The 15,774-nt window shown below is 59.2% G+C and carries 14 protein-coding genes; 7 read left to right on the forward strand and 7 right to left on the reverse strand.

The annotated features are described in order from the left end of the window. Positions 1 to 96 precede the first annotated feature (96 nt). From rho to AO065_RS08130, 3 genes are all read right to left on the reverse strand, one after another. Positions 97 to 1,356, reverse strand: coding sequence for a transcription termination factor Rho (rho, locus tag AO065_RS08120; RefSeq protein WP_004886821.1), 1,260 nt, complete (start codon positions 1,354 to 1,356; stop codon positions 97 to 99). 230 nt (positions 1,357 to 1,586) lie between these two features. Beyond that, positions 1,587 to 1,916, reverse strand: coding sequence for a thioredoxin TrxA (gene trxA / locus AO065_RS08125; RefSeq protein WP_004886824.1), 330 nt, complete (start codon positions 1,914 to 1,916; stop codon positions 1,587 to 1,589). A gap of 122 nt (positions 1,917 to 2,038) precedes the next feature. Next, positions 2,039 to 2,743, reverse strand: a complete 705-nt coding sequence (locus tag AO065_RS08130; RefSeq protein ID WP_004886827.1) for a FadR/GntR family transcriptional regulator — start codon at positions 2,741 to 2,743, stop codon at positions 2,039 to 2,041. A gap of 251 nt (positions 2,744 to 2,994) precedes the next feature. Between AO065_RS08130 and AO065_RS08135 the strand changes: the two genes are divergently transcribed. From AO065_RS08135 to AO065_RS08150, 4 genes are read left to right on the forward strand one after another with little or no spacing between them, the layout of a single operon-like run. Then, a complete protein-coding gene (locus AO065_RS08135) occupies positions 2,995 to 3,780 on the forward strand; it encodes a transporter substrate-binding domain-containing protein (RefSeq protein ID WP_004886829.1) in 786 nt (261 codons plus the stop codon). A 30-nt stretch (positions 3,781 to 3,810) separates the two neighbouring features. Further along, complete coding sequence (locus AO065_RS08140) at positions 3,811 to 4,476, forward strand: amino acid ABC transporter permease (protein ID WP_004886832.1); 666 nt, start codon at positions 3,811 to 3,813, stop codon at positions 4,474 to 4,476. Beyond that, positions 4,473 to 5,123 carry an amino acid ABC transporter permease gene (locus AO065_RS08145; protein ID WP_032633167.1) on the forward strand — a complete coding sequence of 217 codons (651 nt, stop codon included), beginning with the start codon at positions 4,473 to 4,475 and terminating at the stop codon, positions 5,121 to 5,123. Before AO065_RS08140 ends, AO065_RS08145 begins: the two co-directional genes overlap by 4 nt. Beyond that, entirely contained in the window at positions 5,110 to 5,844 is a 735-nt protein-coding gene (locus AO065_RS08150; RefSeq protein WP_004886837.1) for an amino acid ABC transporter ATP-binding protein, read from the forward strand. Before AO065_RS08145 ends, AO065_RS08150 begins: the two co-directional genes overlap by 14 nt. 112 nt (positions 5,845 to 5,956) lie before the next feature. Here the strand turns inward: AO065_RS08150 and AO065_RS08155 are convergent, their stop codons facing one another. Continuing rightward, positions 5,957 to 6,622, reverse strand: a complete 666-nt coding sequence (locus AO065_RS08155) for a hypothetical protein (RefSeq protein WP_004886840.1) — start codon at positions 6,620 to 6,622, stop codon at positions 5,957 to 5,959. A gap of 546 nt (positions 6,623 to 7,168) precedes the next feature. Here AO065_RS08155 and ppx point away from each other — a divergent pair. Further along, on the forward strand, positions 7,169 to 8,671 hold the full coding sequence (gene ppx / locus AO065_RS08160) for an exopolyphosphatase (protein WP_004886845.1): 1,503 nt from the start codon (positions 7,169 to 7,171) through the stop codon (positions 8,669 to 8,671). Here ppx and ppk1 read toward each other — a convergent pair. Continuing rightward, a complete protein-coding gene (ppk1, locus tag AO065_RS08165) occupies positions 8,658 to 10,808 on the reverse strand; it encodes a polyphosphate kinase 1 (protein ID WP_235811614.1) in 2,151 nt (716 codons plus the stop codon). The genes ppx and ppk1 overlap by 14 nt on opposite strands. 76 nt (positions 10,809 to 10,884) lie before the next feature. After that, positions 10,885 to 11,895, reverse strand: coding sequence for a porphobilinogen synthase (gene hemB, locus AO065_RS08170; protein ID WP_004886850.1), 1,011 nt, complete (start codon positions 11,893 to 11,895; stop codon positions 10,885 to 10,887). Between the two features lie 230 nt (positions 11,896 to 12,125). Between hemB and AO065_RS08175 the strand changes: the two genes are divergently transcribed. Together AO065_RS08175 and elbB are read left to right on the forward strand one after the other, a co-directional pair. Then, positions 12,126 to 12,785: a DedA family protein gene (locus AO065_RS08175; protein WP_004886851.1), complete on the forward strand. Its 660-nt coding sequence runs from the start codon at positions 12,126 to 12,128 to the stop codon at positions 12,783 to 12,785. Positions 12,786 to 12,949: 164 nt separating this feature from the next. Next, positions 12,950 to 13,618: an isoprenoid biosynthesis glyoxalase ElbB gene (elbB, locus tag AO065_RS08180; RefSeq protein ID WP_004886853.1), complete on the forward strand. Its 669-nt coding sequence runs from the start codon at positions 12,950 to 12,952 to the stop codon at positions 13,616 to 13,618. A 232-nt stretch (positions 13,619 to 13,850) separates the two neighbouring features. Here the strand turns inward: elbB and AO065_RS08185 are convergent, their stop codons facing one another. Continuing rightward, positions 13,851 to 15,749 (reverse strand): cytochrome c/FTR1 family iron permease, encoded by a 1,899-nt coding sequence (locus tag AO065_RS08185; protein ID WP_004886856.1) that lies wholly within the window; start codon positions 15,747 to 15,749, stop codon positions 13,851 to 13,853. Between the last annotated feature and the right edge of the window lie 25 nt (positions 15,750 to 15,774).

The raw sequence follows: 15,774 nt of genomic DNA on the forward strand, positions 1-15,774 counted from the left end.
GTACCTGCTCTGAGCTTTCAAGGCAGCTAATGAGCCAAACGGCGGCCAAAAAAAATGGCACCCCGAAGGATGCCATTTCTTGAACCGACCCGTCTGTTACTTGCGTTTCATCGACAGGAAGAATTCATCGTTGGTCTTGGTCTGCTTGAGCTTGTCGATCAGGAACTCGATCGCAGCGACCTCGTCCATCGGGTGCAGCAGCTTGCGCAGGATCCACATGCGCTGCAGCTCGTCATCAGCGGTCAACAGCTCTTCGCGGCGTGTGCCGGAACGGTTGATGTTGATGGCCGGGAACACGCGCTTCTCTGCGATCTTGCGATCCAGAGGCAGCTCCATGTTGCCTGTACCCTTGAACTCTTCGTAGATGACTTCATCCATCTTCGAACCGGTTTCAACCAGCGCGGTAGCGATGATTGTCAGCGAGCCGCCTTCTTCGATGTTACGTGCAGCACCGAAGAAACGCTTTGGCTTCTCCAGAGCGTGCGCATCGACACCACCGGTCAGTACCTTGCCGGAGCTCGGGATGACGGTGTTGTAGGCACGGGCCAGACGGGTGATGGAGTCCAGCAGGATGACGACGTCTTTCTTGTGCTCGACCAGGCGCTTGGCCTTTTCGATCACCATTTCGGCAACCTGTACGTGACGGGTTGGCGGTTCGTCGAAGGTCGAGGCAACCACTTCGCCGCGCACGGTGCGCTGCATTTCGGTCACTTCTTCCGGACGCTCGTCGATCAGCAGAACGATCAGGTGCACTTCCGGATTGTTGCGTGTGATGTTCGACGCGATGTTCTGCAGCATGATGGTCTTGCCCGCCTTTGGCGGAGCAACGATCAAACCACGCTGACCTTTACCGATCGGTGCACACAGGTCGATGACACGACCGGTGAGGTCTTCAGTGGAACCGTTACCGGCTTCCATCTTCATGCGCACGTTCGGGAACAGCGGCGTCAGGTTTTCGAACAGAATCTTGTTCTTGGCATTTTCCGGACGGTCGTAGTTGATCGTGTCGACCTTGAGCAGAGCGAAATAACGCTCACCTTCTTTCGGAGGACGGATCTTGCCAACGATGGTGTCGCCGGTGCGCAGGTTGAAGCGGCGAATCTGGCTCGGGGAAACATAGATGTCGTCCGGGCCGGCCAGATAGGAAGCGTCTGCAGAGCGCAGGAAGCCGAAGCCGTCCTGGAGGATCTCCAGCACGCCATCACCTGAAATTTCCTCGCCACTTTTAGCGTGCCTTTTGAGCAGGGAGAAAATCACATCCTGCTTGCGCGAACGGGCCATATTTTCTATGCCAGCCTGTTCGGCCATTTCGAGCAGATCGGTAATCGGCTTTTGCTTGAGTTCAGTCAGATTCATATGGGAATGACGTAATCGTGTATGGAGGGGGAAATTAAGCTTTTGGCTTAATGAGGCCGCGCCGCAGAGAAGGCGACAGGATCGCGTACTAAATCGAAAGGAGAGCGTCGGCGACGGCTAGCAGGGGGCAACGGAGAAGCCGTTGCGGGGCCGAATGTACCACTCGATTTTGAAGGAGTCTAGTACGGCAGATGAAAAAAGCCCCGCTATTCGCAGGGCCTTGGGGCACTTCAGATGTTGGCGTCGAGGAAGGCAGCGAGCTGCGACTTCGACAGAGCGCCTACTTTGGTAGCCTCGACGTTGCCATTCTTGAACAGCATCAGAGTCGGGATACCACGAACGCCGTGCTTGGCCGGGGTTTCCTGATTTTCGTCGATGTTCAGTTTGGCGACGGTCAGTTTGCCTTCGTAAGTGCTGGCAATTTCGTCCAGAACCGGGGCAATCATTTTGCAAGGGCCACACCACTCAGCCCAGTAGTCGACCAGTACAGGGCCTTGAGCCTTCAGTACATCAGCTTCGAAGCTGGCGTCGGTGACGTGTTTGATCTTGTCGCTACTCATGGATGTCTCCGAGTTCGTAGGCTAAAAAACGACGCTCATCATAGCGGGCCTTATGACATTCAGGAAGCGAAGGATCATTGAGTCTGGCTATGACGGTCTATGAGTCAGGTTATAGCTCATCACTAGCTCGAAGGCGAAACGAAAACAATGCCGGTGCGCAGGGCAGCCCCTCTGATGTGTTCCTGCATGGCCTTTTGCGCAGGCCCTGAAGCATGTCGGGCCAGCGCACGAAGGATCTTGCGGTGCTCCTGCCAGGTTTCCATCACCCTTGCAGCCCTTATGAATGGCATCTTCTGGCTTTCCAGGAAGATATCGGCACCTGCGGTCACGATCCCCAGCATGGCCTGATTGCCACTGGCCACTAGGATATGTCGGTGAAACTCGAAATCCAGACGTGCGGCCGCTTCGAAATCGCCAGCGCGCAGCTCCAGACGCATGGCCTCGACGTTATCTTCCAGCACGTCCCGTTCGTCGGCGGTCAGTGTCACAGCGGCCAGACCGGCGGCAAAGCCTTCCAACGCATAGCGCAACTGAAACGTATCTGCCGGAGAAACCTGAGCATCGAAAGGCCAGGAAAATCCGCCCGTGCGCCGTTCTGGTTCAGAAAACGACTGCACGAACACACCTTTGCCGGGCTGCACACTCACCACGCCCAGCGCACTGAGCGATGACAGCGCCTCGCGCAGCGAAGCACGGCTGACACCCAGCAATGCCGCCAGATCGCGCTGCGACGGCAGGCTGTCACCGGGCTTGTAGCCCTGTTCATCAATCAGCTTGCGGATGGCCCTGAGGGCTGATTCCGGTACGGCGAGCGAATTATGCGGCATCACTGTTCAGGCCAGTCAGTCCAGTAAAAAGCCCTTTTAGCCCCATCCCGATCATTCGGCAAGCGACGCCCAGCGCTGGGGCGACGTAGCTTTCAGGCGCTCCAAAGCAGGGCGAACCCGCTACCAACTGTTCAGACCAGTAAGACCAAAAACAGGCTGGACACCTTGAGTTACGGTTCGAAACGAGTGGGTGGCATGGGCTGTGCACTGGGTGAACGGCCTACATCTTTCGTTCCGCCCGGAGAGTTCTCATGACCAAGCGTTACAGCGCCCTGCTTACTGCCTTGTTTGCCAGCCTGATGCTGAGCCAGGCGCCAGCCCACGCCAATGGCCTGGACGACGTCGTAGCGCGCGGCACCCTGAAAGTTGCCGTCCCCCAGGACTTTCCGCCTTTCGGTTCGGTCGGTCCGGACATGAAGCCACGCGGCCTGGACATCGACACCGCGCAACTGCTGGCCGACAAGTTGAAGGTCAAGCTTGAGCTGACGCCCGTCAACAGCACCAACCGCATCCCGTTCCTGACCACCGGCAAGGTCGACCTGGTGATTTCGAGCCTTGGCAAAAACCCGGACCGCGAGAAAGTCATCGACTTCTCCCGCGCCTACGCGCCGTTCTACCTGGCCGTGTTCGGTCCGCCTGATTCGCCGGTCAAGGAAATTGCCGACCTGAATGGCAAGACCATCAGCGTCACTCGCGGCGCGATCGAAGACATCGAACTGTCGGCCGTCGCTCCACAGGGCGCGACCATCAAGCGCTTTGAAGACAACAACTCCACCATCGCCGCCTACCTGGCCGGTCAGACCGACCTGATCGCCAGCGGCAACGTGGTGATGGTCGCCATCAGCGAGCGCAACCCCAAGCGCATCCCGGCGCTGAAAGTGAAACTCAAGGACTCGCCTGTCTATGTCGGCGTGAACAAGGGTCAGCCGGAACTGCTGGGCAAGGTCAACGAGATTCTGAATGCCGCCAAGGCTGACGGCACGCTGGAAAAGGCTTCCACCACATGGCTCAAGCAGCCACTGCCAGCCGATCTCTGATCACCGTTTTCTGATTCACAGGGTTTGCCAATGGCTTATCACTTCGACTTTGCACCGGTTCTGCAGAACATTGATCTGCTGTTGCGCGGGGCATTATTCACGCTGGAATTGACGGCCATTGGCACCGTGCTCGGCGTCAGCCTGGGGATCGTCGGTGCCGTCGTAAGGGCCTGGAAGATCCAGCCCTTTGCGACGATCTTTGCGGTGTATGTGGAGCTGATCCGCAACACGCCTTTTCTGGTCCAGCTGTTCTTCATCTTTTTCGGCCTGCCCTCACTGGGCATGCAGATATCGGAATGGCAGGCCGCCGTGCTGGCGATGGTGATCAATCTGGGCGCCTATTCGACGGAGATCATCCGGGCGGGCATTCAGGCGATCCCCAAAGGACAGCTTGAAGCCTCGGCCGCCCTTGCGATGAGCCGCTACGAGACCTTTCGCTATGTGGTGCTGGTTCCGGCGCTGCGCAAGGTGTGGCCGGCGCTGAGCAGCCAGATCATCATCGTGATGCTGGGCTCGGCAGTCTGCTCGCAGATCGCGACGGAGGAGCTGAGCTTTTTCGCCAACTTCATCCAGTCCCGTAATTTCCGCTCGTTCGAGACCTACATCGTCACCACGCTGATCTACCTGTGCATGGCGCTGTTGATTCGTCAGTTGCTGGCCTGGATCGGGCGTCGCTACATCTCGAGGAGCAACTGATGGACTTTACCCTCTGGGATATCCTGCGCAATCTGCTGACCGGCCTGCAATGGACGGTGGCCCTGTCGCTGGTGGCCTTCATCGGCGGCGGGCTGATCGGCCTGCTGGTGATGGGCATGCGCACCTCGGAGAAGTCCGGGCCGCGCGTGGCAGCCAGCTTATATATAGAGCTGTTTCAAGGCACACCGCTTCTGATGCAGCTGTTTCTGGTGTTCTTCGGCGTTGCGCTGATGGGAATGGACATTTCTCCCTGGGCTGCAGCCGCTCTGGCGCTGACGTTGTTCACCAGCGCCTATCTGGCCGAAATCTGGCGCGGCTGCGTCGAATCGATTTCCAAGGGCCAATGGGAAGCTTCGGCGAGTCTGGCCCTGACTCCGTTCGAGCAGATGCGTTACGTGATCCTGCCGCAGGCGCTGCGTATTGCCATCGCCCCGACGGTCGGCTTCTCGGTGCAGGTGGTCAAAGGCACGGCCGTGACCTCGATCATCGGTTTCACCGAACTGACCAAGACCGGCAGCATGCTGGCCAACGCCACCTTCGAACCTTTCATGGTCTACGGCTTCGTCGCCCTGGGCTATTTCATCCTTTGCTATCCGTTGTCGCTCTGCGCGCGTCATCTGGAAAGGAGACTGCATGCCTCTGCTTAGAATTTCCGCCCTGCACAAATACTACGGCGACCATCACGTTCTCAAAGGCATCGACCTCTCCGTTGAAGAAGGCCAGGTGGTGGCGATCATCGGTCGCAGCGGCTCGGGCAAGAGCACGCTGCTGCGCACACTCAACGGGCTGGAGTCGATCAATGACGGCGTGATCGAAGTCGATGGCGAGTACCTGGACGCTGCCCGCGCCGATCTGCGCACGTTGCGGCAGAAGGTCGGCATGGTGTTTCAGCAGTTCAACCTGTTCCCGCACCTGAGCGTGGGCGAAAACGTGATGCTCGCGCCGCAGGTCGTACAGAAAGTACCCAAGGCCGAGGCTGCGAAGCTGGCCAGGCAGATGCTGGAGCGGGTCGGGTTGAGCGAGAAGTTCGATGCGTTCCCGGACCGCCTTTCGGGTGGGCAACAGCAACGCGTAGCCATTGCCCGCGCGCTGGCCATGTCACCCAAGGTGCTGCTGTGCGACGAGATCACCTCGGCGCTGGACCCGGAACTGGTCAACGAAGTGCTCAGCGTCGTGCGCCAACTGGCCGCCGATGGAATGACCCTGATCATGGTCACCCACGAAATGCGCTTCGCCCGGGAAGTGGGCGACAAACTGGTGTTCATGCACGAGGGCAAGGTGCATGAAGTGGGCGACCCGAAAGAACTGTTCGCCCACCCGAAGACGCCGGAACTGGCCAACTTCATAGGATCGGTCGAGCAGGCTTGAGTATTGGCCAAAGGGAATAACAGGAGGAAGCGAACCGTCGCTTCCTCCTGCTAATAACACCGTTTGAAAGACACGTAACTTACCTGACGAAGACGAACCCGGTAATGAGTGATCACGTGACTGACTGAAGTTCCAAGACTTCAAGGTCCGCGACAAGCTGCTCCATTTCATGCTCAGGCTTGTCTCTGTTGTAGACACCCCATTTGGGCTCATTGGCCCCATCCATTGTCCGCCCTGCATATCGGCTCTTACCATCGAGCAATTGATCGACACCATTGTAATTAAGCGAGAACCAGCCTTCTGAATCAATGTCCGACAGGTGAAGGGTCAGGCTATAACTGTTCCATACATTGTCCTGAGTCTTTGTTGTCCATACTGTTTTCCAGACCTCGCCCCTGTCTACGAACCTCAAAATGACCTCATCTCTTACCGCCGTCATGAGCAAGGGATAGTTCTGGAGCCCACCCGGGTAAGACTTCCACTGAAAAATCACAAAATCTCCGTAGGCACTGTCGATTTTAGGAAGTTTACTTTTCCAGTTGAGCGTGTAGGTCCTGCCTTTTTGCCACTTATAAGCCTGAGCGCCGACCCGGATATTCCGACTTTCGCAGCGATAGCTTACCGAGTCGGACGGCTTAAAATAACGCCAGACATTCCTGTTTAAATCGCGATCATAGACATAGGTTATTGACCCATTAGGTTCGACTTCCAGGCTACCAAATACGCTGGGTTGTCCAACCCATAAACGCGTTGCTGAGGTGGGGAGTTCATTAGACATGATAGAATCCTTTCTACTTAAAGCATGCATGACTTACACAGTACTGATCTTTTCGAACATTTCCGGAAGGGCGTCCAGCCACCACCAACACCTGCATGCTGTTCCATGATTATCTGCGCGGCCCTCTTATTATAGGCCCGGACGAACGTTGCTGGATCGTGACGATAGAAGGTCCACCGCCGCCTGCGTCCCCCGATCATGTACACGGAGAATGATCTAGCTGCCGCCTCCCGCCCGGAGACAGCGAGGGATCGTGTCACGACGTCGGGATAACCTGATCGCCTTCCAGCGCAAACAGTCGCACGCATAGCGTCCTGAGAGGCGTCACCATGCTCCGCGCTCAGCGTTATATGCAAATCTTGCCGTAGCCCACGAACTGTGGGAGGCATTCAGTCAGACACGTCACATCGAGGCGCGCATGCGAAGTGGGTGAGTGACCACTGAGCGAAGTAATACCGGGTATTTCCGCCGCCCGGACAGCTTCGCGTTGGCGGCAGAGGTGGATCGTGGCACGATGGCGCGGTTATCGAGAGGGATTGCCAGACCATGCCGCACTCTAAACCCAAGAATCTTTCACTGATCGCCGCTATCGACCTGGGCTCCAACAGCTTCCATATGGTTGTGGCAAAAGCCAATCAGGGCGAAATTCGCATTCTTGAGCGCCTGGGCGAGAAGGTGCAGTTGGCAGCCGGAATTACCGAAGAGCGCCAGCTCACTGAAGAATCGATGCAGCGGGGCCTCGACTGCCTCAAGCGCTTCGCCCAACTGATCAACGGCCTGCCGCTCGGCGCCGTGCGCATCGTGGGCACCAACGCCCTGCGCGAAGCCCGTAACCGCAACGACTTCATCCACCGCGCCGAAGAAATCCTCGGCCACCCGGTGGAAGTCATCTCCGGCCGCGAAGAAGCACGCCTCATTTATCTGGGCGTCTCCCACACACTGGCGGACACCCCCGGCAAACGCCTCGTGGCCGATATCGGCGGCGGCAGTACCGAGTTCATCATCGGTCAACGTTTCGAGCCGCTGCTGCGCGAAAGCCTGCAGATGGGCTGCGTGAGTTTCACTCAGCGCTACTTCCGCGACGGCAAGGTGACACCGGCCCGCTACGCGCAGGCCTACACCGCCGCCCGCCTGGAAATCATGAGCATCGAGCACGCGCTGCATCGCCTGAAGTGGGATGAAGCCATCGGTTCGTCCGGCACCATTCGCGCGATCGGCGTGGCGCTCAAGGCCAATGGCTATGGCGCAGGCGAGGTCAACGCCGAAGGCCTGGCCTGGCTCAAGCGCAAACTGTTCAAACTGGGCGACGTCGAGAAGATCGACTTCGACGGCATCAAACCCGACCGCCGCGCGATTTTCCCGGCGGGTCTGGCGATTCTGGAAGCGATTTTCGACGCCCTCGAACTCAAGCGCATGGACCACTGCGAAGGTGCGCTGCGTGAAGGTGTGCTGTATGACCTGATGGGTCGCCATCATCACGAAGACGTGCGCGAACGTACGCTGACGTCGCTGATGGAGCGCTACCACGTCGATATGGAACAGGCCGCTCGCGTCGAAGCCAAGGCATTGCATGCCCTGGAACAGGTCGCCGACAGCTGGGACCTGCAACACGAGAGTTATGCCGAGCTGTTGAGCTGGGCCGCCAAGGTGCATGAAGTGGGGCTGGACATCGCCCACTATCATTACCACAAGCACGGCGCCTACCTGATCGAGCACTCCGACCTGGCCGGTTTCTCACGCGAAGACCAGCAAATGCTCGCGCTGCTGGTGCGCGGTCATCGCCGTAACATTCCCAAGGACAAGTTCGCCGAGTTCGGCGATGAAGGCATCAAGCTGATTCGCCTGTGCGTGCTGTTGCGCTTCGCGATTCTGTTCCACCACATCCGTGGCACCCAGGAGATGCCACGTGTGGTGCTACGCGCCGACGGTCCGAACCTGTATGCAGAGTTCCCGGACGGCTGGCTGGAAAACAACCAGCTGACTCAGGCCGACTTCGCGCTGGAAGCGGAGTGGCTGACCCGAGTCGGCATCGTCTTCAGCGTACGCTGAGAACCGGGTTGCTCAGGCGCTCCAGCAGGGTCGCCTGGGCGCTTCGAGCGTTCTGGTTGCCGGTCGGTGTGCTGCGCACGTAACGGCCGTCAGACTGCAACAGCCAGCTGTGGGTGTTGTCGGTCAGGTAGCTTTCCAGCTCCTTCTTCACCCGCAGGATCAATTTCTTGCCTTCCACCGGGAAGCAGGTCTCGACGCGCTTGTCGAGGTTGCGCTCCATCCAGTCGGCACTCGACAGGAACATCTGCTCGTCGCCGCCGTTGAGGAAGTAGAAGACCCGCGTGTGCTCCAGGAAGCGACCGATGATCGAGCGCACATGGATGTTGTGCGAGACCCCGGCGATGCCCGGACGCAGGCAGCACATGCCGCGCACCACCAGATCGATACGCACCCCCGACTGACTGGCCTTGTACAGCGCGCGGATGATCTTCGGATCGGTCAGCGAGTTGAACTTGGCGATGATGTGCGCAGGCTTGCCGTCGACCGCGAACTGAGTCTCGCGGGCAATCATGTCGAGCATGCCTTTCTTCAGCGTGAACGGCGCGTGCAGCAGCTTTTTCATGCGCAGCGTCTTGCCCATGCCGATCAGTTGGCTGAACAGCTTGCCGACGTCTTCGCACAGCGCATCATCGGACGTCAGCAGGCTGTAGTCGGTGTACAGGCGGGCGTTGCCAGCGTGATAGTTGCCGGTACCCAAATGCGCGTAACGCACGATCTCGCCCGCTTCGCGACGCAGGATCAGCATCATCTTGGCATGGGTCTTGAAGCCGACCACACCGTAGATCACCACCGCACCGGCGGCCTGCAGACGGCTGGCCAGTTGCAGGTTGGATTCTTCGTCGAAACGGGCACGCAATTCGATCACCGCAGTGACTTCCTTGCCGTTACGCGCCGCATCGACCAGCGCATCGACGATTTCCGAATTTGCGCCGCTGCGATACAGCGTCTGACGCACGGCGAGCACATGCGGGTCTTTCGCGGCCTGACGCAGAAGGTCGACCACCGGCGTGAAGGACTCGAAAGGGTGCAACAAGAGGATGTCCTGCTTGCTGATCACGCTGAAAATGTTTTCGCTGTTCTGCAGCAGCTTGGGAATCGCTGGCGTAAACGGCAGGTATTGCAGCTCCGGATGGCTGTCCAGACCGGTGATGCTGAACAGCCGCGTCAGGTTGACCGGGCCATTGACCTGATACAGCTCGGACTCGTTCAGGTTGAACTGCTTGAGCAGGTAGTCCGACAGATGCTTGGAACAGGTGTCCGCCACTTCCAGACGCACCGCGTCGCCATAACGGCGCGAGAACAGCTCGCCACGCAAGGCGCGCGCAAGGTCTTCCACGTCTTCCGAGTCCAGCGCCAGGTCGGCGTTACGGGTCAGGCGGAACTGATAGCAGCCCTTGACCTTCATGCCCTGGAACAGGTCATCAGCGTGAGCGTGGATCATTGACGACAGGAACACGAAATTGTCGCCCGGCCCGCATACGTCTTCGGGCACCTTGATGATGCGCGGTAGCAGACGCGGCGCCGGGATGATCGCAAGGCCCGAGTCGCGGCCGAAGGCATCGATACCTTCGAGCTCGACGATGAAGTTCAGGCTCTTGTTGACCAGCAACGGAAACGGGTGCGTCGGGTCGAGACCGATCGGGGTGATGATCGGTGCGATTTCGTCGCGGAAATAACGACGGACCCAAGCCTTGAGCTTGGCGGTCCAGTGACGGCGACGAATGAAGCGGACCTGGTGTTTCTCCAGCTCCGGCAGAAGAATATCGTTGAGGATCGCGTACTGGCGGTCGACATGACCGTGAACCAGTTCGCTGATGCGGGCCAGCGCCTGGTGCGGCTGCAAGCCGTCGGCACCGGCCTGTTCACGAGCAAAGGTAATCTGCTTCTTGAGGCCTGCGACACGAATCTCGAAGAACTCATCGAGGTTGCTGGAGAAGATCAGCAGAAACTTCAGCCGCTCCAACAATGGGTAGGACTCGTCGAGCGCCTGTTCCAGAACCCGTATGTTGAACTGCAACTGGGACAGTTCGCGATGGATGTACAGGCTGCTGTCGTCCAGGTTCGGCGCGACAACGGCAGGCACAGTGGCAGCGGGTGGCTCGATGGCCGGTACTACCTCGATGTCAGGGTCAACCATGGGTGCAGTCTCCTGAATATCGACTTCAACAGCGGCTTCGATGAGTCCTTCGGTATTCATGAATGTTCCTGTGAGGCTATTGCCCTTTCAGCAGTTGAGCAGCGCGTACGGCAAAATACGTGAGAATGCCGTCAGCTCCTGCGCGTTTGAAGGCGGTGAGGGATTCCAGAATCACCCCTTCACTCAGCCAGCCGTTCTGGATTGCAGCCATGTGCATGGCGTATTCGCCACTGACCTGATACACAAAGGTCGGCACCTTGAACTCATCCTTGACCCGATGAAGGATGTCCAGGTACGGCATACCCGGCTTGACCATCACCATGTCCGCGCCTTCAGACAGATCGGCAGCCACTTCATGCAGCGCTTCATTGCTGTTGGCCGGGTCCATCTGATAGGACGCCTTGTTGGCCTTGCCCAGATTCAGTGAAGAACCTACCGCATCGCGGAACGGACCGTAATAGGCGCTGGCGTATTTCGCCGAGTAGGCCATGATCCGCACGTTGACGTGTCCGGCCAGTTCCAGCGCTTCACGAATCGCCTGAATACGACCGTCCATCATGTCGGACGGGGCAACCACCTGCGCGCCGGCATCGGCATGGGACAGGGCCTGTTTGACCAGCGCGTCGACCGTAATGTCGTTCTGCACGTAGCCTTCTTCGTCGAGAATGCCGTCCTGCCCGTGCGTGGTGAACGGGTCCAGCGCCACGTCAGTGATGACGCCCAGCTCGGGGAAGCGGTCACGCAGGGCACGTGTCGCACGCTGCGCGATGCCTTCCGGATTCCAGGCTTCGGCGCCATCGAGGGATTTCTTTTCAGGTGGAGTGACCGGAAACAGCGCCAGCGCAGGAATGCCCAGCGCGACCCAGCTTTCGGCTTCCTTGAGCAACAGATCGACACTCAGGCGCTCGACGCCCGGCATCGAGGCCACGGTTTCACGACGGTTTTCACCATCGAGTACGAATACAGGAAGAATCAGGTCGTCGACGGTGACAACGTTTTCGCGGACCAGCCGACGGGAAAAGTCGTCGCGGCGATTACGGCGCAGACGAGTGAGAGGAAACAGGCGGTTAGCGGGGGTAAAGCTCACGGCGAGACTCCTGAGCCCGCATACGCGGGCAAGCGCGACAGTTATAAGCCGCCATTATGACCAATGTGTGACAGCCATGGTTCGACCTGCGACTGCAGGCCGCAGCGGCGCAACTGGAGAGAAAGGACCATTGTCACTGCAAGAATCTTTAACGTCGAGACACATATGGACACTTTCATCCTTGCGTTGGGCGCGTTAGGCTGCGCGTTCATTTCGCCAGCATCCAGACAATGCTCCAGAATTTCTTGAATGAGTTTGGCTACTTCGCCCTCTTCCTCGGCACCTTCTTTGAAGGCGAGACCATTCTGGTTCTTGCCGGATTTCTGGCTTTCCGTGGATACATGGACCTCAACATCGTCATACTCGTGGCCTTCTGCGGAAGCTACGCGGGCGATCAGCTGTGGTATTTCATGGGGCGCAAGCATGGCCGCAAACTGCTTGCCCGAAAACCTCGCTGGCAGCTGATGGGCGACAAGGCGTTGAGGCTTGTGCGCAAACACCCTGACATCTGGGTGCTGAGCTTCCGCTTCGTCTACGGATTGCGAACGGTCATGCCCGTGGCCATCGGTCTATCCGGGTATCCGCCAGCGCGCTACCTGCTGCTCAATGGCATCGGCGCGGCAGTCTGGGCCGCAGCGCTGGGTTCGGCGGCGTATCATTTCGGCGCCGTGCTGGAAGGCTTGCTGGGTAACGTCAAGAAATACGAACTCTGGGTGCTCGGCGCCCTGATTCTTCTGGGCCTGGGTCTGTGGCTGCGTCGCCGCATCAAGAATGCCCGCATCGCCCGCGAAGCTCGCGCAGAGAGACAATTCTGCGCATCTTCAGCAGCCTCGGATCTGGACATGCCGGTCGAAGCCCCTCTCGATCTGAAGAAAAAGTCCGACGACTGAATTCCCTTCTGACTTCTCCGGGCACAGGTCAAAACACCTCGCCCGGATACTGCGCCCTTCCCCGCCTGATCCCGCCCCGACAAGACCCGACAAGACCCGACACTTAACAGATGACGCTCAATGTGTTCCATTGGTAGATGCGTCATGACCAAGGAGTCGAAATCATGCAAAAGAAAGTGGCTGTGATCCTGTCCGGCTGCGGCGTCTATGACGGTGCCGAAATCCACGAAAGCGTCCTGACCCTGCTGCGCCTCGATCAGCGTGGCGCGCAGGTGCAGTGTTTCGCGCCGAACATCGCGCAGCACCATGTCGTCAATCACCTGACCGGCGAAGAAATGCCTGAGACCCGCAACGTGCTGGTCGAGTCGGCACGTATCGCACGCGGGGAAGTGAAAGACCTGCGTGAGGCCGACGTCAACGATTTCGACGCGCTGATCGTTCCGGGCGGCTTTGGCTCGGCGAAGAATCTGTCGGACTTTGCACAACAGGGCCAAGCCTGCCAGGTGAACGCAGAATTACTGGCCCTGGCCGAGGCCTTTGCGCTGGCAGGCAAGCCGGTCGGACTGATCTGTATCACCCCGGCCCTCGCTGCCAAGATTTATGGCCCGGGCGTGATTTGCACCATCGGCAATGACCCGGAGACGGCAGCCGCCATCACCAAAATGGGCGGTGCGCATCAAGACTGTGACGTATCAGAGATTGTGGAAGACGAAGCCCGAAAACTGGTCAGCACCCCGGCTTACATGGTCGCCAAAAGCATCAGCGAAGCGGCGTCAGGCATCAACAAACTGGTTGATCGCGTGCTGGAACTGACTCAGGAACAGGATGCTTGAGAATGCGAGGCTGAGGGCCGTGCTCTCCGCGCCCCAAGCAAGTCTGCCTCAACACTGATCGTGCCCATCGCTGCGTGGGCATGCAGCCCCGTGACGCTCTGCGTTATATCCAAGTCTTGCTGCAAACACGGACTGTGGGAGGCGGCTTGCCGGCGATGCTTTTTTCTGAAGCGACCCATCAGCAACTGAACTGACGCCATCGCCGGCAAGCCGCCTCCCACGAGTACGTGTTTTACCCTGCGGTCTCAAGCCTACGTTTCTCCGCAAGACGACTGCGGCCATACAGCACTGCAATGGCTGTCAGTGCAATGGCCTGTGCACCGAGCGAATACGCATCGGCGTGAATGCCCAGCCAGTCGAATTCGAAGAATGGCACCGGCCGGGTACCGAACACACCGGCTTCCTGCAAGGCCTTGACGCCATGACCGGCAAACACCACCGAGAGCGCGCACAACAGGGCTGCGTTGATGCCGAAGAACAGCGTCAATGGCAGTTTTGCCGAGCCGCGCAGGATGATCCACGCCAGACCAACCAGCAGCACCAGCGCTGTCGCGCCACCCGCCAGCACTGCGTTATGCCCTGCTGGCCCTGCCTGGAGCCACAGGGTCTCGTAGAACAGGATGACCTCGAACAGTTCGCGGTACACCGAGAAGAACGCCAGTACGGCAAAGCCGAAACGCCCACCGCCGCCAACCAGACTGCTCTTCACGTAATCCTGCCAGGCTGCAGCGTGACGTCGGTCGTGCATCCACACCCCGAGCCACAGCACCATCACGCTGGCGAACAAGGCGGTCGCACCTTCCAGCAGCTCACGCTGCGCGCCACTCACGTCGATCACATAGGCGGCCAGCGCCCAGGTCGCCAGGCCTGCCAGCAGCGCCAGGCCCCAGCCGACGTTGACGCTGCGCACCGCCGATTGCTGTCCGGTGTTGCGCAGAAACGCCAGAATCGCCGCCAGCACCAGAATCGCTTCCAACCCTTCGCGCAACAGAATCAGCAGGCCCGAGATGTAGCTCAAAGACAGGCTCAGACCGTCGCTGCCCAGCAAGTCAGCCGACTGTTTCAGCTTGGCCTTGGCTGCTTCCAGCTTCTGCGCCGCCTGCGGAACCGGCAGGCCGTCCTGCAAGGACTGACGATAAGCCATCAGGCTCTTTTCAGTGTCCTTGCGAACGTCGGCATCGACGTTGTCCAGCGAGCTCTCGACCAGCTCGAAACCTTCCAGGTAGGCCGCAACCGACAGGTCATACGCCTGCTCCCGATCACCTGATCGGTAGGCGGCCAGACTCTTGTCCAGGGTCGCGCTGGTGTAATCGAGCAACTGCGCAGGCCCGCGTTGGACCTGCGGGGGCTGTGAGCGCTGAGCGCGGAATGTGGCGGCCGCTTCAGGGCCTTCGGCAGCCTGAATCTCCGCAGGCGTCTGGCGCGCCAGGTCCGCAAGGTTGAATGTCTTGGTCGGAGTCGCGACAGGTTGCGCACTGAAACTGGCAATGTAGGTGGCGATGTCCCAGCGCTGGCGATCATCCAGCTGGTCGGCAAACGCCGGCATGTCAGTGCCCGCAATGCCCAGACCCGTAGCGCTGTAAAGGCTGTAGAGACTCAGGCGGTCCAGCCGTGCGGCGTCGCGCAGGTCGCCCGGCGCAGGCTCCAGGCCAATACCGGCAGGACCATCACCTGCTCCGGTGTCGCCATGGCAGACCGAACAGTGCTGCGCGTACAGCGGCGCACCGCGAGCAGGATCCGGGGTGATGGCCGGTGCCTGACTGACTTCATAGGCCAGCGCCAGCCTTGCACCCAGCTGCCTGGCCTGACGCGCCACGAGCGTACCGTCCTGTCGTTTGTCCACGACGCCCTTGAGGTCTGCTGCGCCCTTCTCCAGCTCGGCACGTTCAGTCCGCTGCGGCAGCGCAACGATCAGGCTTTGAAGCGCGTTCAACGCGTCGATCTGCTTCTGGTAACCGGCACTGTCGGTGACCTTGCCATCCGCAACCGTCGCCGGATAGTCCGCACTGAGGTAATCCAGCACATGCAGCGCCTGAGCTGCGCCCTCGATGGGATCGGCCAGCGCACCGAAGCTGCACAGCAGCATCATGGAGGCCAGAAGCCGGACGAGTGAACGAGAGTGCAGGTGCATTGGTGAATCTCAATAAGAATGCGAT

Source organism: Pseudomonas viridiflava (genome assembly GCF_001642795.1).
GTDB classification, from domain to species: domain Bacteria; phylum Pseudomonadota; class Gammaproteobacteria; order Pseudomonadales; family Pseudomonadaceae; genus Aquipseudomonas; species Aquipseudomonas viridiflava.